This is a genomic window from Streptomyces sp. A012304, from assembly GCF_026008495.1.
In the GTDB taxonomy this organism is placed as follows: Bacteria; Actinomycetota; Actinomycetes; order Streptomycetales; family Streptomycetaceae; genus Streptomyces.
On sequence record NZ_BQUN01000068.1, the window covers coordinates 66,703 to 86,218 of the forward strand.

Genomic DNA, 19,516 nt, shown 5'->3' on the forward strand with positions numbered 1-19,516 from the left:
CGTCCCCAACCGCATCGCCATGGCGCCGATGACGCGCATGTTCTCCCCGGGCGGCGTGCCCGGCGAGGACGTCGTCTCGTACTACGCCCGTCGGGCCGCCGCCGGGGTGGGCCTGATCGTCACCGAGGGCACCTATGTCGGGCACGACTCGGCGGGGCAGAGCGGCCGGGTGCCCCGGTTCCACGGGGAGGAGCAGCTCGCGGGCTGGGCGAAGGTCGCCGAGGCGGTGCACGCGGCGGGCGGGACGATCGTGCCGCAGCTCTGGCACATCGGCATGGTCCGCAACGCGGGTGAGGAGCCGTACCCCGACGCCCCGGCCATCGGCCCCTCCGGGATCCGTCTCGACGGCACCGAGGGCGCGGGCAGGGCGATGACCCAGCGCGACCTGGACGACGTCATCGGCGCGTTCGCGGAGGCCGCCGCGGCCGCCGAGCGCATCGGCTTCGACGGTGTCGAGCTGCACGGCGCCCACGGCTACCTCCTCGACCAGTTCCTGTGGGCCACCACCAACCGCCGTACCGACGCCTACGGCGGCGACGCGGTCGCGCGGACGAAGTTCGTGGCGGAGGTCGTCGCGGCCGTGCGGGAGACCGTCTCGGCCGACTTCCCCGTCGTCTTCCGCTACTCGCAGTGGAAGTCGGACAACTACGACGCCCGTCTCGCCGAGACCCCGGAGGAGCTGGAGGCCGTCCTCGCCCCGCTCGCCGCCGCCGGTGTCGACGCCTTCCACGCCTCCACCCGCCGCTACTGGCTCCCCGAGTTCGACGGCTCCGACCTGAACCTGGCGGGCTGGACGAAGAAGCTCACCGGCAAGCCCGTGATCACCGTCGGCTCGGTCGGTCTCGACGGCGACTTCATCAAGGGCTTCATGGGCGAGGGTTCCCCGGTCAAGGGCATCGACGACCTGCTCGACCGGCTGGAGCGCGACGAGTTCGACATGGTCGCCGTCGGACGCGCCCTGCTCCAGGACCCCGAGTGGGCGGCGAAGGTCCTGGGCGGCCGTTTCGACGAGCTGAAGCCGTACGAGGCGTCCGCGCTGAAGACCCTCAGCTGAGACAACACGCCGGTATGGTCCGGGAGATGAGGATCCTTCATCTCTCGGACACCCACCTCGACCGGGCCGACGCGCCCGACGCCCGCAGGGTCGACGCCACCGCCTCGCTGCGGCTGATGCTCGACGAACTGCGTCATCTGCGGGACGTGGACGCCGTCGTCGTCACCGGCGACCTCGCCGACGACGGGTCGGCGGAGGCCTATACGGCGCTGCGTGAGCTGGTCGGCGGCTTCGCGCGGGCGCTCGACGCGCCGGTCTTCTGCACCACCGGCAACCACGACGAGCGGACCGCCTTCACCAAGGTGCTGGGCAGCGGGCACCTCGCGGCGGACGGCACGCTGCGGGCGGAGCCGGCCGTCGACTGCGCCGCGGTGAGCACGGTCGGCGGATGGCGGTTCGTGACGCTGGACTCGCTGGTCCCCGGCGAGGTGTACGGCCGGCTGGGCGCGGCCCAACTGGACTGGCTGAGGGGCGTGCTGAGCACCCCGGCCGAGCGGGGCACGGTCCTCGCGCTGCACCATCCGCCGATCGCCCTCGACCTCTCCGCGACCCAGCCGGTCTTCGGGCTGCGCGACCCCGGGGAGCTGGCGGCGGCGATCCGGGGCAGTGACGTACGGGTCGTGCTGGCCGGGCACTACCACCTCCAGCTCTTCGGGATGCTGGAGTCGGTGCCGGTGTGGGTGACGCCCGGGGTCGTGAGCCGCGTCGATCTGACCGCGGCGCCGGGGACCGAGCGGGCCGTGCGCGGGGCGTCGGCGTCGCTGGTGGTGCTGGGGGAGCCGGGCAGTCCGATGTTCCACACCTTCCACGCCCGGGACCCGCAAGCCCATGAGACCGTCTACGAGCTGGACGAGCGGCGGACCCGGGAGTTCGTCGAGCGCCGGGGCTGAACCGAGGCGGCTGCGGCAGGGCGCGAGGCCGCGCGGCCCGGAGATGGCCGAGGCCGCGTGGGGTCGCGTGGCTTCAGAGGTTGCCGAGGGGCTCGATGTCCACCTTCACCGGGGTGCCCCAGACGCGCAGGACCTCGTAGTCGGTGAACTCGTGGACCAGCCGGTAGGCCATCGCCGGGCGCGACCCGCGGCGCAGGGCGGCCAGGTACAGCTCGGCCTCGCGGCGGTCGCGGCGCGGGGTGCCGCACAGCTGCCACTCCTGCCCGTTCCACAGCTCCGGCCGCCAGCGCTGCTGGGGCTGTGGGCGGTCGGCGCTGGTGCCGTACCGGGAGGGCGCGGTGGGGGTGTGCGCAGCCCTGGGGGCGGGACCGTTGAACTCGGCCCTGCGGGCCGCCCGGCGGCGCGTCTCGCACAGCAGGCACAGGTCGGGGGCGCCCTCGTCGACGGGGCCCTGCGGGTGCTCGGCGCAGCGGGTGGCGGGCGCGGCGCCGGTCACGCTGTCGTCCAGCAGCTCCAGGGCCCGCCGCAGATCGGCCCGCACCTCGTGCAGCCGGGAGTCCGGGGTGTCGGCGGTCAGGGCGTCGCCGTGCTCGCCGAGGAGGCGGAGGGCACGGCCCAGGTGGGCGAGCTGGGCGTGATTCATGGCGATGGTCGGCGCTCGGGGTTGTGGGGGCTGAGGGGCCTGCGGGACTCGGGCTGTCGGGGCTGCGGGTTCGATCCAGTCTCGCACCGCGGCGAAGGGCCTGTCACCCTCCGCCCCACAGCCCAGGTCCGGGCTTCAACTGCCTGCCGACCGGTCGGCACCGCGCACGCGGTCGGTCACGCCGAAGAGATATGTGACGGCGAAGCCGACCGCGTACCCCGTCAGCAGGCCGCCCGCGTACACCCCGAACGCCGGGCCCCAGCCCTGGGTGCCGGACAGGAGGGGGAACAGGGCCCAGCCCGAGGGGCCGATCGCGGTCGCGCCGACCTGGTTGCCGAGCATCGCGAAGAAGCCGACGAAGGCCCCGCCTGCCGCGCCGCCCACGCAGGCGGTGAGGAACGGGCGGCCGAGGGGGAGGGAGACGCCGTAGATCAGGGGTTCGCCGACGCCCAGGAGGCCGGCCGGGAGGGCCGAGCGGATCGTCGTGCGCAGTGAGGTGTCGTGGCGCAGCCGGACGTACACCGCGAGGGACGCGCCGACCTGGCCGGCGCCCGCCATCGCCAGGATCGGCAGCAGCGCGGTGGAGCCCTGCTGGTCGATGAGGGTGGTGTGGATGGGGATCAGGGCCTGGTGCAGGCCGAGCATCACCAGGGGCAGGAAGAGACCGCCGAGGACGAGGCCGGCGAACGCGCCGGTCGTCTCCAGCAGCCGGTCCGCGGCCGTGCCGATCGCCGAGGACACCGCGCCGGCCGCGTACATCAGGCCGTACAGCGTGGCCAGGCCCGCGACGAGGACCGTCACGGTCGGGGTGAGCAGCACGTCCAGCGCGTCCGGGACCCGGCCGCGGCACCACCGCTCGACGTACGCCGCCAGCAGCGCCGCCGCCAGCGCGCCCAGGACGCCGCCCTGGCCGGGGGAGAGGGTCACCCCGAACGCGGTGACCTTCGTGACGCCCGGGTAGACGACGATCGCCGCGACGGCGCCCCCGAGCACCGGTGTCCCGCCGAACTCCTTCGCCGTGTTCACGCCGACGAACACGGCGATCAGCGCCATGAACGCCGAGGCGACGGCGGCCAGGGCGGGCGTGAGGCCGGGCAGCAGACCGGCGTTCGTCAGCAGCCCGCCCACGCCCGCGAGGACGCCGCAGCCGATCAGCGCCGGAATGAGCGGCACGAAGACCGCCGCGACGCGACGCAGGCCGGTCTTCACCGGCGTGGCGTTCCGCCGCCGCCGCGCCTCCCGCAACTCCGCTCCCCGGGCGGCCGGCCGCTCCCCGGTCGAGCGGGTCGGCGGTGCGACGGCGGCCGGCCGGGCGGCCAGTTCCTCGAAGGCCGCCGTCACCCTCGTCACCACTCCCGGGCCCAGCACCACCTGGTACGTGCCGTCGGCCACCACGAGCCCCAGGACGCCGGGCAGGGCGCGCAGTGCCGGTTCGTCCACCAGGGACGGATCGGCCAGGCCCAGCCGCAGTCGGGTCATGCAGCAGGCGACGGAGGTGACGTTCGCGGGGCCGCCGACCAGGGGGAGGATCGCGGCGGCCGTGGCACGGGCATCGGTAGGCACCTGCTGAGCGTGCGGCTCAGGCCCCGGCCGCCGCCAGCGCGGCACGCAGACGACCGCCGGACTCCTCCAGAAGGCGGGCGGCCGACGGGCCGTCCACCCCCGCAAGCAGCACCAGGATCGCGTCCTTCACCTCGCCGTCGGTGGCCGCGAGCGCGCGTTCGATCTCGTCGTCGCCCGCGCCCGTCGCGAGGGAGACGATCCGCCGGGAGCGGGCCCGCAGCTTCTCGTTCGAGGCGCGGACGTCCACCATCAGGTTCCCGTACGTCTTGCCCAGCCGGATCATCGTGATCGTCGACAGCATGTTCAGCACCAGCTTCTGCGCCGTGCCCGCCTTCAGCCGCGTCGAGCCGGCCAGCAGCTCCGGCCCGACGACCACCTCGATTCCGTGCTCGGCCGCCGCCGCCAGCGCGCTGCCCGCGTTGCAGGCCAGCCCCACCGTCAGCGCGCCCCGGGCCCGCGCGTACCGCACGGCGCCGAGCGCGTACGGCGTCCGCCCGGACGCGGAGATCCCGACGACGGTGTCGTCGGCGGTCAGCGCGAGCCCGGCGAGATCGGCCTGCGCCAGCTCCCGCGAGTCCTCGGCGCCCTCGACGGAGGCGACCATCGCCCGCGGTCCGCCCGCGATCAGCCCGACGACCTGCCCGGGCTCGGTGTTGAAGGTCGGCGGACACTCGGAGGCGTCCAGCACCCCCAGCCGTCCCGCCGTCCCCGCCCCGGCGTACACCAGCCGCCCGCCCCGCGCCATCCGCGCGGCGACGGCGTCGATGGCCCCGGCGATCTCGGGCAACCGCTCCGCGACGGCGGCGGCGACGGCCGCGTCCTCCCCGTTCATCAGCCGGGCGATGTCGAGCGTGGGCAGCCGGTCGATCTCGGCCAGGTCGGGGCGGACGGCCTCGGTGGTGAGGGAGGCGAGCTGTGACCGCAGGTCGTCACGGCGGGAGGCGGAGGTCATGGGGAACGGCCCTTTTCACGTGCGGCGCGGAAGGCGGTACGGGACGGCGGTACGGGTGACGGCGGTATGGGTGACGGCGGTACGGGACGCGGCGGTACGGGTGGTGACGGCGGTACGGATGGCATGCGGTGTGGATGAGGCAGCGGGCGGACGGCGTGCCGACGGACCGTCACTTCCACGTCTTACCGGTGCCGGTGCGCCAGCGCCTCGTACGACGCGGCCAGAGCCGGCGCGGCCCGCTCGTAGGTCCGCTGCGCCACCCCCACGAACAGACAGTCCACCACCAGCAGCTGCCCCGTCCTCGACGACATCGCCGCGGGCCGCAGCTCGCTCTCCCGGGCCGTCGACGTCGTCAGCACGTGGTCCGCGTACTGGGCGACCGCCCCGCCCGGCCGCCCGGTGATCGCGACGGTCGTCGCGCCCCGCTCGAACGCCACCCGCAGCGGCTCGACGACGTCCCGGGTCGACCCGGAGTGCGTGATGGCGACGGCGACGTCCCCCGACCGCAGCTGGACCGCGTTCGTCACGGCGAGGTGGGGGTCGCTGTGGGCGTGCGCCAGCAGCCCGATGCGCAGCAGCTTCTGCACGAGGTCCTGGGCGACCAGCCCGCTCGCGCCGACGCCGTACACGTCGACGCGCCGGGCGACGGCCGCCGCGGCGACCGCGGCGGACAGCTGGGCGATGTCCAGGCCGGCGGCGGTGTCGGCGAGGGTCCGCCGCTCGTCGTGGGCGAGTTTGGCGACGACGTCCGCGATCGGGTCGTCGACCGCGATGTCGGTGGTGATCGCCGGGGCGCGGCCCGACTGCCGCCGCGCGGCCAGCCCGGCGAGGGCCAGCCGCAGGTCGCGGTAGCCGGGGTAGCCGAGGAGGCGGGCGGTGCGCACGACGGTGGCCTCGCTGGTGCCGGTGCGCTCGGCCAGGCCGGTGACGGTGAGGGCGGCGCAGCCGGCCGGGTCGCTCACGACGGCCTCGGCGACGCGTTGCACGGAGCGGGTCATGGAGGGGGCGAGCGTGCGGACCTTGGCGGCGAGGGCCTCGCCGGACATCTCCTTCACGTCCTGAGACACGTAAGCGAAGGTATTTTCGTACCGGGAACGCGGTCAAGCATGCGCACAATGGGTGCATGGACCCCTCCGGCAACCCCGTCGCCCCACTGGAACAGGCCCTGCACGCGGCGCGTGCCCTGGTGCTCGCCGATCTGGTCGCCGGGCAGGTCGCGGAGGCGGACGTGGTGTCGCTGGTGGAGGACTCCGTCACCCAGCGGCGCTGGTGGGTCCAGCAGTGGCCGGAGGGCGTGGACTTCGTCGCCGGGCTGGTCGCGCAGGACGTCCAGGACGCCCTGCTGGAGCGGTACGGGCGCTGGCCGCTGTGCCCGGTCTGCGGCTCCGGCGACCCGCACGCCCTCGACGTCGAACCCGAACTCGGCCCCGATCCGCACTGGGTGTGCCACAAGGCGGGCGTGAAGGTCGCGGCGGTCGGCTCGCTGGGGTCGGCCACCGGCGGGACGCCGTCCTCATGACGCCTCCGGTGAGGCGCCGCACGACGCCTCGGGTGAGGCGCCGGTGACCCTCTACATCGACCCGCCGACCTGGCCGGGCCACGGCCGCCTGTGGTCCCACCTCGTCAGCGACGTCTCCTACGACGAACTCCATCTGTTCGCCGCCGGGCTGGGCGTGCCCCGGCGGGCCTTCGAGCGGGACCACTACGACATCCCGGCGCACCGGTACGCGGAGGTGGTGGCCGCCGGCGCGGTCGAGGTCAGCAGCCGTGAGGTGGTCCGGCTGCTGCACCGGGCGGGCCTGCGCAGACGCAAGCGCCGGGGGTGAGCCGGCCGGCCGGCGCGCGGGTCAGGCCGTCAGCAGGTCCAGTTCCGCGCGCAGGTTGTAGCGGGCCGTCGCCTCCCACTCGCGCTCGCCGTACGGGGTGCGGAACAGGCGGGGCAGGGCGAGGAGCCGGCGCAGGACGTCCGCCCGGCCCTCCCGGAAGGCGTCGTTCGGGACGAAGTGGTACTCCTCGCGGACGGCCGCCGTGTACGCGGCGTACGTGGACGGCGGCGCGGCGAGGATCGCGAGGTCCGCGTCGCACAGGAGCTGGCCGTCGCGGTCGTCGTCGTCCGGGTCGTGGGTGACGGTGAGCCGGACCAGGCGGGCCACCTCGGCGGTCCTCGGACCGGACAGGCCGGCCTCGGGCAGGGCGCGTTCGGCGAGGCGGGCCGAGCGTTCCTCGTTCTCGGAGCGGTCGGGCAGGTAGACGGCGTCGTGGAACCAGGCGGCGAGCCGGACGACGTCCGGGTCGGCGGCGTACGTCTCCAGTGTGTCGACGTGGTCGAGTACGGCGGTGAGGTGGGTGAGCGTGTGGTACCGGCGCTGCGGTTCCCGCCAGCGGGCCAGGAGGTTGTCGGCGTAGGGGACCGGGTCCGGACCGCCGGCCGGCCCTCGGGCCCCTTCCAGGGCGCGGACGAAACGGGAGCGCAGCGCGTCGAGATCGGCCATGCCGCCATTTTCTCCCGCGGCGCGCCGCTTCAGGCGCCTAGCGTGGGAGGCATGACGACGACCGATCCTTACGACGTCCGTGACCCCGAGCTGCCCGGGCGGCTCCTGATCACCGAACGGGACGCGCTGGTGCCGTTGCTGCGGGCCCGGCCCGACGCCGACTTCGCGTTGCCGGTCGCCGCGTGTCCCGGCTGGAGCGTGCGGGACGTGCTGGCGCACTGTTCATCGGCGCTGACGCGGGTGGTGGAGAGCCGGTTCGAGGAAGGCGTGTTCTCGCCCGAGGCCAACGACCGGGACATCGCGGCGCGGGCCGAGTGGTCGCATGCCCGGATCGTGGACGAGCTGGAGCGGGGGATGACCGAGGCGGGGCCCGTGATCGCGAAGGCCGGCGGCGCGCTGGACGGGATCGCGCTGGGCGAGTGGGTGCACGCGGGTGATGTGCGGGAGGCGTTCGCGGAGCCGGGCGCCTACGCGGGGGCGGGGCTGCCGGACGCGCTGGCCCTGCTGGGCCGGGTGACCCGGCAGCGGGGGCACGTACCGCTTCAGGCCGATCTCGACGACGTGGACGAGCCGCTGCGGCTGGGCGGTGTGCCGGGGGAGCGGACCCCGGCCCGGTTCATCGGCGACGCCGTCACGCTCGTACGGCTGTACGCGGGGCGTTCGACGGCCGGCGCGGTGTACGAGCTGGCGGGGGCCGAGGAGGGGGAGCTGAACCTCTTCGGGTGAGGCGGGCGGGACCCCGGGGCGGGCGTAGTCTTGAATTGGACTAGACCTGTAGAGCTGTAGTCGGCCGAGACGAATGGGGTCCCATGAGCAAGCACGCGGTCCTGGAGGTGATCGCCCTCGACGCCGAGGACGCGGTCGCCGCCCAGGCGGGAGGCGCGGACCGCCTCGAAGTGGTCACCGACATGGCGGCCGACGGGCTCACCCCGTCCCCCCGGACGGTGGCCCGGATCCGCGCCGCCGTCGACATCGCGCCCCGCGTGATGCTGCGGCTCGCGGACGGGTTCGCCGCGGGCGACGTCGACCGGCTGGCCGGGGCCGCCGCGGAGCTGCGCGGCGCGGGGGCCGAGGAGTTCGTGCTCGGGTTCCTCGACGCCGACGGCCGCGTGGACCTGGACGCGGTGGAGCGGATCGTCGGCGTGCTGGACGGATGCCCCTGGACCTTCCACCGGGCGATCGACCGGGCCGCCGACCGCGCCGCCCTGCGCAAGCAGCTGGACGGACTGCCCGGCCTGGACGCCTACCTGACGGCGGGCTCCGCGACCGGCGTCGACGCGGGCCTGCCCACGCTGCTCGCGGAGGCGGCGCGGCGCGGGGAGCCCGGCTACCGGCAGCGGATCCTCGTGGGCGGAGGCCTGCGCCTCGACCACGTCCCGGCGCTCACCGCCGCCGGCATCGACGCGTTCCACATCGGCGGCGCCGCCCGCCCCGACGGCTGGACGGGACCGGTCTGCGCAAACGCCGTGCGCGAGTGGCGCCGACTCCTCGACGGCGACGACGGCGACAGCGGCGGCGCAGGCGACAGCGGCGGCGGCGAAGGCGACGGCGTCTAGGCGACGAGCTGGGGCCGGGCGAGTTGCGGCGGCAGCGGGGCCGTGTGGGTGACGATCAGGCCCGAGACGGCTCGGGTCAGGGTCACGTACAGGCGGCGCAGGCCGGTGCGTTCGTCCGGTTCGCCGTCCACCACCGCCTGCGGCTCGTCCAGGACGACGTAGTCGTACTCCAGACCCTTCGCCAGCGACGCCGGGACCAGTGTCAGACGGGTGTCGCGGGTCGTCTCCTCGCCCGGCGCGAGATACGGCAGGCCCGCCGCCGTGAGGGCCCGCGCGAGCGCCGGGACCCGGGCGTCGGCCGCGATCAGGCCCGTCGAGCCCTCGTTGCGCAGCAGCTCCTCGCAGGCGGCGACGGTCTCGGCGTCCCCCGTGACCGCGCGCAGCGCGAAGAAACCCGGGTTCTCCCGGACCGACGCGACCGGGGTCAGGCCCGGGGCGATGTGGGGGAGCAGCCGGGAGGCGTAGCCGATGACGTCCGTCGGGACGCGGAAACCGGCCGTCAGCTCCTCGATCACCGCGTCCGGTTTGCCGAGGTGGGTCAGGGCCTCCTGCCAACTGCGCGTCGCCCACGGCGTGGTGCCCTGCGCCAGGTCGCCCAGCACGGTCGCGGAGCCGGTCGAGCAGCGGCGCCCGACGGCCCGGTACTGCATCGGGGACAGGTCCTGCGCCTCGTCGAGGACGACATGGCCGAGCGAGTGCGTGCGCTCGACCAGGTCCGTCGCCTCGTCGATCAGCACCGCGTCCGCCGCCGACCACTTGGCGGACTTCACGCTCCGCACGGGCTTCGCCCAGAGGATCGCCTTGCGCTCGTCCTCGTCGAGGATCCCCTCGGCGTGCACGGCGAGGAAGTCCGCGTCCGTGAGGAGCCGCAGCACCAGCTTCGCCGGGTCGACGGGCGGCCAGATCGCCTTCACGGCCGCCTTTACCGCGCTGTTGCGGGCGACGGCGTCCTGCACCCGGTCGTCCGGGGCCTCCCCGGAGCGCTCCATCTGCACCAGCACGGCGTGCGCGATCCGCTGCGGCAGGGCCTCGCGGGCGGCGCCGTACCGGATGTCGCGGTCCAGCAACTCCCGGACCATGTCCTCGAGTTCGTACGCCGGCACCCGCCACCGCCGTGAGCCGCGCACCACGACGACCGGTTCGGTGGGCGGGGTGACATGGGAGTAGACGGCCCGGCGCAGGACCTCCGCCATCCGTGCGTCGCCCTTGACGATCGCGGCCGCCGCGTCGTCCGTGCCGCGCACCTCCACATGGGCGACGAGGTCGTCCACCGTCGCCTGACGGACCGCCAGCTCACCGAGGGCGGGCAGCACTTGCTCGATGTAGTGCAGGAAGGAACGGTTCGGGCCGATGACGAGGGTCCCGGTGCGGGCCAGCCGCTCGCGGTGGGCGTAGAGGAGGTACGCGACGCGGTGCAGGCCCACGGCCGTCTTCCCGGTCCCCGGGCCTCCCTGCACGCACACGCTGCCGCCCAGGCCGCTGCGCACGATCTCGTCCTGCTCGGGCTGGATCGTGGCCACGATGTCGCGCATCGGGCCGACACGCGGCCGTTCGATCTCCTGCTGGAGCAGCTTGCTGGTGGTGGCCGCCTCCGCCGGGTCCGAGAGGTGCTCGTCCTCGTACGCGGTCAGGTCACCGCCGGTGTAGCCGAAGCGGCGGCGCAGCGCGATGTCCATCGGGTCCTTCTTGGAGGCCCGGTAGAACGGCTGTGAGACCGGCGCGCGCCAGTCGATGACCATCGGGTCGCCGTCGTGGTCGTGCACATGCCTGCGCCCGATGTAGAAGCGCTCCCCGTCCGCGCCCTCGGCCCGCTCGGCGCCGGGGGAGTGCAGATAGTCGAGCCGGCCGAAGAACAGCGGGGTGTCACTGAGGTCGGCGAGCGCCTTGATGCGCTCCGCCATCTGCCGGGCCAGCACCTCGGCGTTGACCCAGTTCGCGGTGACGTCGCTGATGTCGAGGGACTCGACGTCCTGCCGCATGGCGCGCAGCGCCGCCCGGGACGCGGCGAGGTGGGTGCGTTCACGGGTGAGGGGGTCGTTGACGGACGTGGCCAAGGGGGTGCCTCCGGGCATGCGGAACCTGCGGAATGGGGGGTTGCGGGATGCCGTCCGGTTGCCGTCCGGACGGCGGCACTCCCTGAGGGAGGCGGGCAAGAGCGGAGATTGTAGGGGAGAGGGAGAAGCGGGGGCGAACGATTTTCCCCGGGCCGTCCCCGCCCGGATGCGGGTCCCGTCCGCCCGGAGACGAGTCCCGTCCGCCCGGATGCGGGTCCCACCACCGTCCAACCCGCCCCCGCCCAGATACGACCCCTAGGGGACGGGGGCCTCATCCCCGGGGGGAGGCCGTCACCCCGGAGGTGTACGAAGGCAGTACCCGGCCTGGGACCCCAGGCCGATGCCGCGACGGGGTCCGGGGTCGCACCATGGAGACATGAGTGCAGCGACCATCACCCCAGCCCCCGGTCGCCCGTCCGGAGCGACCCCCCTCACCGGAACCCACCGCCACCGCCTCGGCGACGCCCTGCGCGCCGTCCGCGTCTTCGCCGGCGCCGCCTTCGACGTGATCATCCTCGGCGAGTACGGGGAGGAGGCGGGCGTCCGCCGCAGGTGACACCGCGGCCCGCGCCCGCTCCCGGGCCGGACCGTCAGGCGCCCTCTGCCAGGAGCTCGTCCGCGTCCATGATCCGGTAGGCATAGCCCTGTTCCGCCAGGAACCGCTGCCGGTGGGCGGCGAAGTCCTGGTCGATGGTGTCGCGGGCGACCACCGAGTAGAAATGCGCCTGGTGGCCGTCGGCCTTGGGCCGCAGGACCCGCCCCAGCCGCTGCGCCTCCTCCTGCCGCGACCCGAAGGTCCCGGACACCTGGATGGCGACCGTCGCCTCCGGCAGGTCGATCGAGAAGTTCGCGACCTTCGACACCACCAGCACGCTGATCTCACCCTCCCGGAAGGCGTCGAACAGCTTCTCCCGCTGGGCGTTGGACGTCTCGCCCTTGATGACCGGCGCGTCCAAGTGCTCGCCCAGCTCGTCGAGTTGGTCGATGTACTGGCCGATGACGAGGATCTGCTGCCCCGCGAAGCGGCGCACGATCGCCTCCGTCACCTTCCGCTTCGTCGCCGTCGTCGCGCAGAAGCGGTACTTCTCCTCCGCCTCGGCCGTCGCGTACGCCAGCCGCTCGGAGTCCGTCAGGTTCACCCGGACCTCGACGCAGTCCGCCGGCGCGATGTACCCCTGCGCCTCGATCTCCTTCCACGGCGCGTCGAACCGCTTGGGCCCGATCAGCGAGAACACGTCCGACTCACGGCCGTCCTCGCGCACCAGCGTCGCCGTCAGCCCCAGCCGCCGCCGCGCCTGGAGATCGGCGGTGAACTTGAACACCGGCGCCGGCAGCAGATGCACCTCGTCGTAGACGATCAGCCCCCAGTCCCGGGAGTCGAACAGCTCCAGGTGCGGGTAGACGCCCTTCCGCTTGGTCGTCAGCACCTGGTAGGTGGCGATGGTGACGGGCCGGATCTCCTTCTTCGTCCCGCTGTACTCGCCGATCTCGTCCTCGGTCAGCGAGGTCCGCTTCACCAGCTCGTGCTTCCACTGCCGGGCGGAGACGGTGTTCGTGACGAGGATCAGCGTCGTGGACTTCGCCTGCGCCATCGACCCGGCGCCGACCAGCGTCTTCCCCGCGCCGCACGGCAGCACCACGACCCCGCTGCCGCCGTGCCAGAAGTTCTCCACCGCCTGCTTCTGGTACGGCCGCAGCGCCCAGCCGTCCTCGGCCAGCTCGATCGGATGCGCCTCACCGTCGACGTACCCCGCGAGGTCCTCGGCCGGCCAGCCCAGCTTCAGCAGCACCTGCTTGATCTGCCCGCGCTCGGAGGGGTGCACGACCACCGTGTCCGGGTCGATCCGGGCGCCGACCAGCGGTGTGATCCGCTTGGAGCGCAGTATCTCCTCCAGTACCGGCCGGTCGGTGCTGGTGAGGACGAGTCCGTGCGCGGGGTGCTTGCTGAGCGTCAGCCTGCCGTACCGGTCCATCGTCTCGGCGACGTCGACGAGCAGCGCGTGCGGCACCGGGTACCGGCTGTACTCCACGAGCGCGTCCACGACCTGCTCGGCGTCATGGCCGGCCGCCCGCGCGTTCCACAGCCCGAGCGGCGTCACCCGGTAGGTGTGGATGTGCTCCGGCGCCCGCTCCAGCTCGGCGAACGGCGCGATGGCCCGACGGCAGTCGTCGGCCCGCTCGTGGTCGACCTCCAGGAGCAGGGTCTTGTCGGACTGGACGATGAGAGGACCGTTCACGTACGCGCATCCCTTCCGCACGGGCCAAACGTCCAGTGTGCCGTACCGGCCGCCGAACAGGTCGCGGCGTAGCTCACATCCGGCGGCGCGCGGGCGCCGTGCAACCCCGGCACCCGGCCGTGTGTCTTGACCGGCGGGAGCGGCGCGGTGCGCGCGGCGCGGGGAGGAGCTCGCGGTGACGTCGGCAGGCAGATGGGCGATCGGTTCGGGAGCGGTGGCGGTGCTGGTGGCGACGGGCGCGTGGGCGCGGGGCCCGGCCGGCGTCGACGCCCGCCTGTGGGCCGAGGTGCGGCCGGTGATCGAGGCCCGGCTGGTGATGGAGTCCCGGGGCAGCGGCCTCGGCGAGAGCATGCCCGCGCTCGACGCGCGCTGGTTCTGCCGCGCGGAGGCACTGGACCTCCAGGAGCGCGCCGGCCGGGTCCGGGCGGGCGTCGACACCCTCTGCATGGAGTACGGCGTGCGCGACGGCGCCCTGGTGGAGTGCGGCGGCGCACAGGTCCCGCAGGTGGTGCGGCTGGAGCGGGCGGCCGACGGCGACTACCGCGTCGTCTCCCGCGAGGAGCCGCCGGACGGCGCCGGCTACGCGGAGTGGGAGGAGACCCACTTCAGCTACGACGCCGAGTCCCGCCTCGGCGGCCCGGTCCCCTCCGACGCCCTGGAGACGGCGGCCCGCACCCACTTCGGCCTCCCGGCGGGGGCACCGGTCGAGGCCTGCTAGCCGGTCGAGGACGGACGGCGGTCGAGGGCTGCCGACGGTCGAGGACGACGCGGTCGTTGAGGGCGTCCGCGGTGTCCGTCGTCCACGGTGTCCGTCGTGCGCGGTCTCAGCCGTCCGCGAGTTCCGCGACGCCCGTGATCCGGTGCAGTGGGAAGGTGCGGACCTCGTCCGCCGTGTGGTCGTACGCCGTCACGAAGCCGCCCTCGACGCGGACCGGGGCGATGACGCGCTGGCTGGCGGCGCCCTCGGCGTTGACGTAGCCGATCCACAGGGACTCGCCTGTGAGGACGGCGGCCTGCATGGTGGCGAGGGTGTCGGCGGAGCTGGTCCGGGGGAGTTCGCCAGGGGCCAGAGTGGTGGAGTCGGTGGACTTGCGGGGCGTTGTGGACGCGAGGTCGCCGGCGCGGATCGCGCGGATCGCGGCCGTCAGGAGGGTGGTGTCGGGGACGGGCGGGCCCTCCGGGACCGGTGCGGGCGCCGTGCGGGGCGGGGTGCGGTGGGCGAGGGCGCGGGTGATCAGGACGTCGCCCTCGGCGGACTCGGCGGCCGGCGCGTAGCCCATCGCGCGCAGGCCCTCCAGAAGCGTCGCCGGGTCGGCCTCGGCCGCCAGCACGGTCGGCGCGAGACGCCGCAGGCGCAGGGTGGCGGCGCGCCGGTCGGCGAGGATCTCGCCCAGCACGGTGTCGTCGTCGCAGCGGACGTAAGCGGACGCCGCGCCCACCCGCAGATGGCCGTGCCTGCGGGCCACGTCGTCGATCAGGTACGCGAGCGGCTGCGGCACCGGGGTGCGGGAGTGCTCGGCGAGGAAGGCGTGCAGGTCGGAGGCGGTCCGGCCGGCGTCCAGCGCGCGGCGCACGGAGGCGGGCGTGAAGCGGTAGACGGTCGCGCCGCCCTTCGACTCCACGTCCGCGAGGACACCCAGCGTCTCGGCGAGCGGGCGGTGCAGCGGCCCGGGCGCCACCGCCGTCAGGTCCGCCTGGAGCAGGACGTGGTCCAGCGGCTCGGGCAGGAGCGGGGCGAGGAGCCGGGCGGCGGCCGCGGCGGCGACGGCGTGTTCGCCGGGGCCGGCTTCGTCAGGGGTGGTGAGCAGCGCCCGGCCGTGGGCCGACAGGGCACCGCGGCCCGTCACCCCCAGCAGCTCGGCCTCCGACAGCGTCCAGCGGGCGAGCCGGGTGCGCAGGTCGTCGTCCTGCTGGGGGGTCTGCGCTCCCCGCAGGGGACGCTCCCAGCGCAGTCGGGCCAGCACCGTCTCACCGTCCGGCGCGGCGCCCTCGGGCAGTTCGGCCAGCAGGGTGAGCACCCGGTGGCGCACCTCGGGCGCGGCGGAGCGGTCCAGCCCCGGCCCCAGCGCCGACAGCGTCCGCTCCTTCGCGTCCCGCCCGCCGACCACCCCCGAGGTGCGGGTCGCGGCCAGCCACGCCTGAGCGAGCGTCGCCCACCGCTCGGCGGCCGGACGCTCCCGCCACTCGTCGTACGCCGGGGTCGCCGCGTACCGCTCGTCGGCCTCGCCGTCGGAGGCGATCAGCCCGGTCGCATACGCCAGCTCGACCCAGAACGCGGCCACCGGCTCCGACACGTCGAGCGCGACGGCCGTCCGCTTGAGGTCACGGACGCTCAGCCCGCCGGCCCGCAGCACCGCGGGCCCGCCCTCGTCCCACTCCTTCAGCAGCTCCTCGACGGTCGCCAGCGCCGTGTACGCCTGGCCAGCCGCCGTCGCGTCCACAACCTGTGGACGGTGGGTGACGGCCGGCTCGACGGCGGGCGGCACGGGCTCCGGGTCGCGGTGCGCGCGGCCGGCCCGCAGATGCAGGGCGACCTCGCGGGGCAGCACGACCGTGCCCGGCGCGGTCGGCAGCAGCAGGCCCCGGTCCAGCAGCCAGCGCAGCCGCGCCGCCGGGGCCGCGGTGACCTGCCCGTACGGCGGGCCCCACACCAAGCGTTCCAGTACGTCGAGGGAGTCGGCCGGGGCCTGCGCGAGCAGCGCCGTCATCCGGGCGCGGTCACGGAAGAGGCCGGTGAGCGCGGTGACCGCGGAGACGGAGTCATGGGTGGACGGCAGCCCGGCCGCCGCCACGATCTCCTGGATCCGGCCCGGCGACATGCCGGCGGTGGCCTCCCGCACGGACGGGCCGAGCCCGGTCGGGGACGGATGCTGCGGGGACGGCGCGAGCAGCTCCCGCGCGGTGCGCACCAGCCGCAGCCGGTCGTCGGCGCCCCAGACGAGGGCCTGCTCACGCAGTGCCGCCACGGCGTCCGGCAGCGCGGCGACGACGGCCTCGTCGGGGGTGTCACCCGCCATCAGCCCCAGCAGCTCCTCGTACGACGCCGGGTCGCCGGCGACGGCCAGCGCCTCCGCCGTCTGGAGGGTGAACCGGTCCAGCCGCTCCAGTGCCCGTACGACGGAGGCGCGGGTGCCGGCGCGGGTGGCGAGCTGGGTGAGGTCGGTGGGGACCGGGGTGATGAGATCGGGGCGACGGCGCAGCAGAGCGGCCAGGGAGGCGTCGTCCCGCGCGCGGAGCGATTCCGCGAGGGACCGGGGGGCGGCCGGGAGGTCCTGGGTGCTCATCTGACCCACGTTAGCGGGTTGCCTCCGGGCGGCAGAGCGCCTTCCTCAAGCGCCGGGCAGGCTGGGGGGGGGTGTGTCCGCCGGTGTGGCGTTGTGCGGGTCGGCCGGTGTGACCGTACCTGGGGGCTGCCGCCCCCCGGCCCCCCGCTTCGGCCCTGAACGGGCCTCGTCCTCAAGCGCCGGACGGGCTGGTATGCGTCGGCGGGCTGGGAAGTGCGGGTCGGTCGGTGCCTGGGGGGAGGTGCTGGGCGGGACGGGATGCGGTGGGCGGGGCTGGAAAGGTCCGGGCCGGTGGGCGGCGGGTGCGCGGTAGCGTCTTCCTCGTGGGGATCGAGAGCGACCAAGTCGTCTACGAGTATCTGAGCCGGGTCGGGGACGTGGCGCAGCAGCGGCAGTTGTCGTCGGCCACGCGGATGCGGCTCGTCACGGAGCTGCGCAACGAGATCGACCGGCGCCGGGCCAAGGCGCCCGTCGACAGTCCCGCCGCCGTCCGTCGTATCCTCGCCCGCCTCGGCAGCCCCGACGACGTCGTCGACGCCGCGGCCGGGACCGGACCGGGTGTCCCGGACGCGCCGGCGTCGGCCGTGCCGGTGCAGCGGGACCGCGAGGAACCCAAGGAGCCCAAGGAGCCCAAGGAGAAGGGGGGCAAGGGGCTTCGGCGGATCGTGCCCCGGCCCCGCGCCGCCGCCCCGCCCGAGCCGTCCCCCGCCGCCCCCACGGACGTCCCCTCCCCACCCCACCTGGCCGGCCTGCACGAACTCGGTGACGCCACCGACACCCCCGACTGGTGGCGCCGCGACCCCGACCCGCTGGCCCTCGGCGACGAGGTGCCGGGCTTCGTCGGCGGCGTCGAGATCCCCGAAATGCTCAGGCGCCCACCGGAGAAGGAGGCGGAGCGGGAGAGCGGTCCCGTCGCGGAGGCCGCCGCGGTCGAGGCGGCGCCGGAGGAGGAGCGGCAGCGCCGCCGGTTCTCCCTCCTCCCCTCCCTGCGCCCCGGCCGGTGGAGCAACCCCCTTCTGCTGCTCGCCGCCGGCTGTCTGGTCGTCGGGGCGGTGATCGGGAAGTGGCTCGTGCTGATCGTCGGCTGGGTCATCGCCTACGCCTCCCGCCGCCTGACCGAGAGCGAGACGAAATGGGCGGTGATGTTCATCCCCGCCCTGTCGGCCGCGGCGGGCGTGACCTGGCTCTGGGGCCGCACGGAGGGCCGCTGGGGCACTCCCGTCGCCGAGGGCCAGATGAACGCCGCCGTGAGCGAGACCCTCCCCTGGGTGATCCGCGGCGCCGCCGTGGCCTCGGCCGTGTTCCTGGTGTGGCGGTCCCAGCGGCAGAAGTAGACCGAAACCGGAACAGTCCGGCCCGCTGGGCACAATGACGGGCATGACGTCCTCCGCCGCCCCGCTCACCGTCGGTTTCGATCTCGACATGACCCTCATCGACTCCCGGCCCGGAATCCACGCCGTCTACACGGCGCTGGCCGAGCGGACGGGGGTGCACGTCGACGCCGACCTCGCGGTGTCGCGGCTCGGGCCGCCGCTGGAGGAGGAGCTGCGGAACTGGTTCCCGGCGGAGCGGGTCGCCGAGATCGCCGCCCTGTACCGGGGCATGTACCCGGGCATTGCCATCGCCACGACACCCGCCATGGCCGGCGCCCGGGAGGCCGTCGAGGCGGTGCGGGCGGCCGGCGGGCGGGCGGTCGTCGTCACCGCCAAGTACGAGCCGAACGCCAAGCTGCACCTCGGCCACCTCGGCATAGAACCCGACGCGGTGATCGGCGACCTGTGGGCCGAGCGGAAGGCGCACGCCCTGCGCGAGCACGGCGCCGCCGTCTACGTCGGCGACCACGTCGGAGACGTCCGCGGGGCACGCGCCGCCGGGACGCTCGCGGTGTCCGTGGCCACCGGGCCGTGCGACGAGCGGGAGCTGACCGAGGCCGGCGCGGACGTCGTCCTGCCCGACCTCACCCATTTCCCGCGGTGGCTGTCGGGCTACCTCGCCCGCGCCTGACGCCGTCCCGCCGCGATCGACCGGAACACGCCCGCCCCCGCGAGCAGGAAGCCGACACCCATCAGCATGCTCAATCCGAACATGTACGTCGGAAAAGGCTCCGTGCCGAGGAACAGCGGGGCGACCGTGACGAGAGTGGCCACGGCACCGACGAAGAACACGATGGCACCGGCACGGATCAGTCGGTCACCAGGCGCGGCGGAATTCGTTTGGGTTTTGTCACGCACCGGACCAGGGTAGTTCCCAGCGCGGAGGAACAACCGGGCGACGTCTTGTCAGCCGCCCCAAGACCATTAGCCTTGGTACCGGCGGGTCATGGTCGACCCGCTGTAGTGCTATCAAGAGCCGTTTTCAGAAGCAGTTTTCCGACGAGTACGAGGACGAGGACAGACGTGCCTACCGGCAAGGTCAAGTGGTTCAACAGCGAGAAGGGCTTCGGCTTTCTCTCCCGCGACGACGGCGGTGACGTCTTCGTCCATTCCTCGGTCCTCCCCGCCGGAGTCGAGACACTGAAGCCGGGACAGCGCGTGGAGTTCGGCGTCGTGGCCGGACAGCGCGGCGACCAGGCACTCTCCGTGGTGGTCCTCGACCCGACCCCCTCGGTCGCGGCGGCCCAGCGCAAGAAGCCGGACGAACTCGCCTCGATCGTGCAGGATCTGACGACCCTCCTCGAGAACATCACCCCGATGCTGGAGAAGGGCCGCTACCCCGACAAGGCCTCCGGGAAGAAGATCGCCGGCCTGCTGCGCGCGGTCGCCGACCAGCTGGACGTGTAGTCCCCGCAGCT

General features: G+C 74.3%; 20 protein-coding genes. 11 read left to right on the forward strand and 9 right to left on the reverse strand.

Annotated elements, in window-relative coordinates:
- Together ALMP_RS15435 and ALMP_RS15440 are read left to right on the forward strand one after the other, a co-directional pair.
- The coding region (locus ALMP_RS15435; RefSeq protein ID WP_264928280.1) for an NADH:flavin oxidoreductase at positions 1-1,054 on the forward strand (1,054 nt) is incomplete at its 5' end.
- A gap of 26 nt (positions 1,055-1,080) precedes the next feature.
- Positions 1,081-1,944: a metallophosphoesterase gene (locus tag ALMP_RS15440; protein WP_264928282.1), complete on the forward strand. Its 864-nt coding sequence runs from the start codon at positions 1,081-1,083 to the stop codon at positions 1,942-1,944.
- A 73-nt stretch (positions 1,945-2,017) separates the two neighbouring features.
- Here ALMP_RS15440 and ALMP_RS15445 read toward each other — a convergent pair whose 3' ends face one another.
- From ALMP_RS15445 to ALMP_RS15460, 4 genes are all read right to left on the reverse strand, one after another.
- On the reverse strand, positions 2,018-2,587 hold the full coding sequence (locus ALMP_RS15445) for a hypothetical protein (protein WP_264928284.1): 570 nt from the start codon (positions 2,585-2,587) through the stop codon (positions 2,018-2,020).
- Positions 2,588-2,722: 135 nt separating this feature from the next.
- A complete protein-coding gene (locus ALMP_RS15450) occupies positions 2,723-4,150 on the reverse strand; it encodes a PTS transporter subunit EIIC (RefSeq protein WP_264928286.1) in 1,428 nt (475 codons plus the stop codon).
- 16 nt (positions 4,151-4,166) lie between these two features.
- The gene (gene murQ, locus ALMP_RS15455) at positions 4,167-5,102 is read right to left on the reverse strand and encodes an N-acetylmuramic acid 6-phosphate etherase (RefSeq protein ID WP_264928288.1); all 936 of its coding nucleotides are present in this window, start codon (positions 5,100-5,102) and stop codon (positions 4,167-4,169) included.
- Positions 5,103-5,284: 182 nt separating this feature from the next.
- On the reverse strand, positions 5,285-6,148 hold the full coding sequence (locus tag ALMP_RS15460; protein ID WP_264928656.1) for a MurR/RpiR family transcriptional regulator: 864 nt from the start codon (positions 6,146-6,148) through the stop codon (positions 5,285-5,287).
- 77 nt (positions 6,149-6,225) lie between these two features.
- On the opposite strand from ALMP_RS15460, the gene ALMP_RS15465 reads away from it, so the two are divergent.
- Both ALMP_RS15465 and ALMP_RS15470 read left to right on the forward strand, forming a co-directional pair.
- On the forward strand, positions 6,226-6,621 hold the full coding sequence (locus ALMP_RS15465) for a hypothetical protein (RefSeq protein WP_264928290.1): 396 nt from the start codon (positions 6,226-6,228) through the stop codon (positions 6,619-6,621).
- Positions 6,622-6,664: 43 nt separating this feature from the next.
- On the forward strand, positions 6,665-6,928 hold the full coding sequence (locus tag ALMP_RS15470) for a DUF4031 domain-containing protein (RefSeq protein ID WP_264928292.1): 264 nt from the start codon (positions 6,665-6,667) through the stop codon (positions 6,926-6,928).
- Between the two features lie 21 nt (positions 6,929-6,949).
- Here ALMP_RS15470 and ALMP_RS15475 read toward each other — a convergent pair whose 3' ends face one another.
- Positions 6,950-7,594, reverse strand: coding sequence for a hypothetical protein (locus ALMP_RS15475; protein ID WP_264928294.1), 645 nt, complete (start codon positions 7,592-7,594; stop codon positions 6,950-6,952).
- A 51-nt stretch (positions 7,595-7,645) separates the two neighbouring features.
- Between ALMP_RS15475 and ALMP_RS15480 the strand changes: the two genes are divergently transcribed.
- Positions 7,646-8,320 (forward strand): maleylpyruvate isomerase family mycothiol-dependent enzyme, encoded by a 675-nt coding sequence (locus ALMP_RS15480; RefSeq protein WP_264928296.1) that lies wholly within the window; start codon positions 7,646-7,648, stop codon positions 8,318-8,320.
- Positions 8,321-8,403: 83 nt separating this feature from the next.
- Positions 8,404-9,150 (forward strand): copper homeostasis protein CutC, encoded by a 747-nt coding sequence (locus tag ALMP_RS15485; protein ID WP_264928298.1) that lies wholly within the window; start codon positions 8,404-8,406, stop codon positions 9,148-9,150.
- Here the strand turns inward: ALMP_RS15485 and ALMP_RS15490 are convergent.
- A complete protein-coding gene (locus ALMP_RS15490; RefSeq protein WP_264928300.1) occupies positions 9,147-11,222 on the reverse strand; it encodes an AAA family ATPase in 2,076 nt (691 codons plus the stop codon). The two genes, ALMP_RS15485 and ALMP_RS15490, sit on opposite strands and share 4 nt — an antisense overlap.
- A 358-nt stretch (positions 11,223-11,580) precedes the next feature.
- Here ALMP_RS15490 and ALMP_RS15495 point away from each other — a divergent pair, with 358 nt between their 5' ends.
- Positions 11,581-11,760: a hypothetical protein gene (locus ALMP_RS15495; protein WP_264928302.1), complete on the forward strand. Its 180-nt coding sequence runs from the start codon at positions 11,581-11,583 to the stop codon at positions 11,758-11,760.
- A gap of 34 nt (positions 11,761-11,794) precedes the next feature.
- Here the strand turns inward: ALMP_RS15495 and ALMP_RS15500 are convergent, their stop codons facing one another.
- Complete coding sequence (locus tag ALMP_RS15500) at positions 11,795-13,441, reverse strand: DNA repair helicase XPB (protein WP_264928304.1); 1,647 nt, start codon at positions 13,439-13,441, stop codon at positions 11,795-11,797.
- Positions 13,442-13,616: 175 nt separating this feature from the next.
- On the opposite strand from ALMP_RS15500, the gene ALMP_RS15505 reads away from it, so the two are divergent.
- Positions 13,617-14,159, forward strand: coding sequence for a hypothetical protein (locus ALMP_RS15505; RefSeq protein WP_264928306.1), 543 nt, complete (start codon positions 13,617-13,619; stop codon positions 14,157-14,159).
- 106 nt (positions 14,160-14,265) lie between these two features.
- Here ALMP_RS15505 and ALMP_RS15510 read toward each other — a convergent pair whose 3' ends face one another.
- Positions 14,266-16,725, reverse strand: coding sequence for a helicase C-terminal domain-containing protein (locus ALMP_RS15510; RefSeq protein ID WP_264928308.1), 2,460 nt, complete (start codon positions 16,723-16,725; stop codon positions 14,266-14,268).
- Between the two features lie 323 nt (positions 16,726-17,048).
- Here ALMP_RS15510 and ALMP_RS15515 point away from each other — a divergent pair, with 323 nt between their 5' ends.
- Together ALMP_RS15515 and ALMP_RS15520 are read left to right on the forward strand one after the other, a co-directional pair.
- A complete protein-coding gene (locus tag ALMP_RS15515; protein WP_264928310.1) occupies positions 17,049-18,059 on the forward strand; it encodes a hypothetical protein in 1,011 nt (336 codons plus the stop codon).
- Between the two features lie 43 nt (positions 18,060-18,102).
- A complete protein-coding gene (locus ALMP_RS15520) occupies positions 18,103-18,729 on the forward strand; it encodes an HAD family hydrolase (RefSeq protein WP_264928311.1) in 627 nt (208 codons plus the stop codon).
- Here the strand turns inward: ALMP_RS15520 and ALMP_RS15525 are convergent.
- Complete coding sequence (locus ALMP_RS15525) at positions 18,711-18,956, reverse strand: hypothetical protein (protein WP_264928313.1); 246 nt, start codon at positions 18,954-18,956, stop codon at positions 18,711-18,713. The genes ALMP_RS15520 and ALMP_RS15525 overlap by 19 nt on opposite strands.
- 165 nt (positions 18,957-19,121) lie before the next feature.
- Here ALMP_RS15525 and ALMP_RS44160 point away from each other — a divergent pair, with 165 nt between their 5' ends.
- A complete protein-coding gene (locus tag ALMP_RS44160) occupies positions 19,122-19,505 on the forward strand; it encodes a cold-shock protein (protein WP_309299481.1) in 384 nt (127 codons plus the stop codon).
- Positions 19,506-19,516 lie beyond the last annotated feature (11 nt).

Excerpts from the sequence above, each read along its gene's own strand:
- ALMP_RS15440 (WP_264928282.1), top strand. The coding sequence starts at position 1,081 with ATGAGGATCCTTCATCTCTCGGACACCCACCTCGACCGGGCCGACGCG.
- ALMP_RS15445 (WP_264928284.1), bottom strand. The coding sequence starts at position 2,587 with ATGAATCACGCCCAGCTCGCCCACCTGGGCCGTGCCCTCCGCCTCCTC.
- murQ (WP_264928288.1), bottom strand. The coding sequence starts at position 5,102 with ATGACCTCCGCCTCCCGCCGTGACGACCTGCGGTCACAGCTCGCCTCC.
- ALMP_RS15460 (WP_264928656.1), bottom strand. The coding sequence starts at position 6,148 with ATGTCCGGCGAGGCCCTCGCCGCCAAGGTCCGCACGCTCGCCCCCTCC.
- ALMP_RS15465 (WP_264928290.1), top strand. The coding sequence starts at position 6,226 with ATGGACCCCTCCGGCAACCCCGTCGCCCCACTGGAACAGGCCCTGCAC.
- ALMP_RS15475 (WP_264928294.1), bottom strand. The coding sequence starts at position 7,594 with ATGGCCGATCTCGACGCGCTGCGCTCCCGTTTCGTCCGCGCCCTGGAA.
- ALMP_RS15480 (WP_264928296.1), top strand. The coding sequence starts at position 7,646 with ATGACGACGACCGATCCTTACGACGTCCGTGACCCCGAGCTGCCCGGG.
- ALMP_RS15485 (WP_264928298.1), top strand. The coding sequence starts at position 8,404 with ATGAGCAAGCACGCGGTCCTGGAGGTGATCGCCCTCGACGCCGAGGAC.
- ALMP_RS15490 (WP_264928300.1), bottom strand. The coding sequence starts at position 11,222 with ATGCCCGGAGGCACCCCCTTGGCCACGTCCGTCAACGACCCCCTCACC.
- ALMP_RS15495 (WP_264928302.1), top strand. The coding sequence starts at position 11,581 with ATGAGTGCAGCGACCATCACCCCAGCCCCCGGTCGCCCGTCCGGAGCG.
- ALMP_RS15510 (WP_264928308.1), bottom strand. The coding sequence starts at position 16,725 with ATGAGCACCCAGGACCTCCCGGCCGCCCCCCGGTCCCTCGCGGAATCG.
- ALMP_RS15520 (WP_264928311.1), top strand. The coding sequence starts at position 18,103 with ATGACGTCCTCCGCCGCCCCGCTCACCGTCGGTTTCGATCTCGACATG.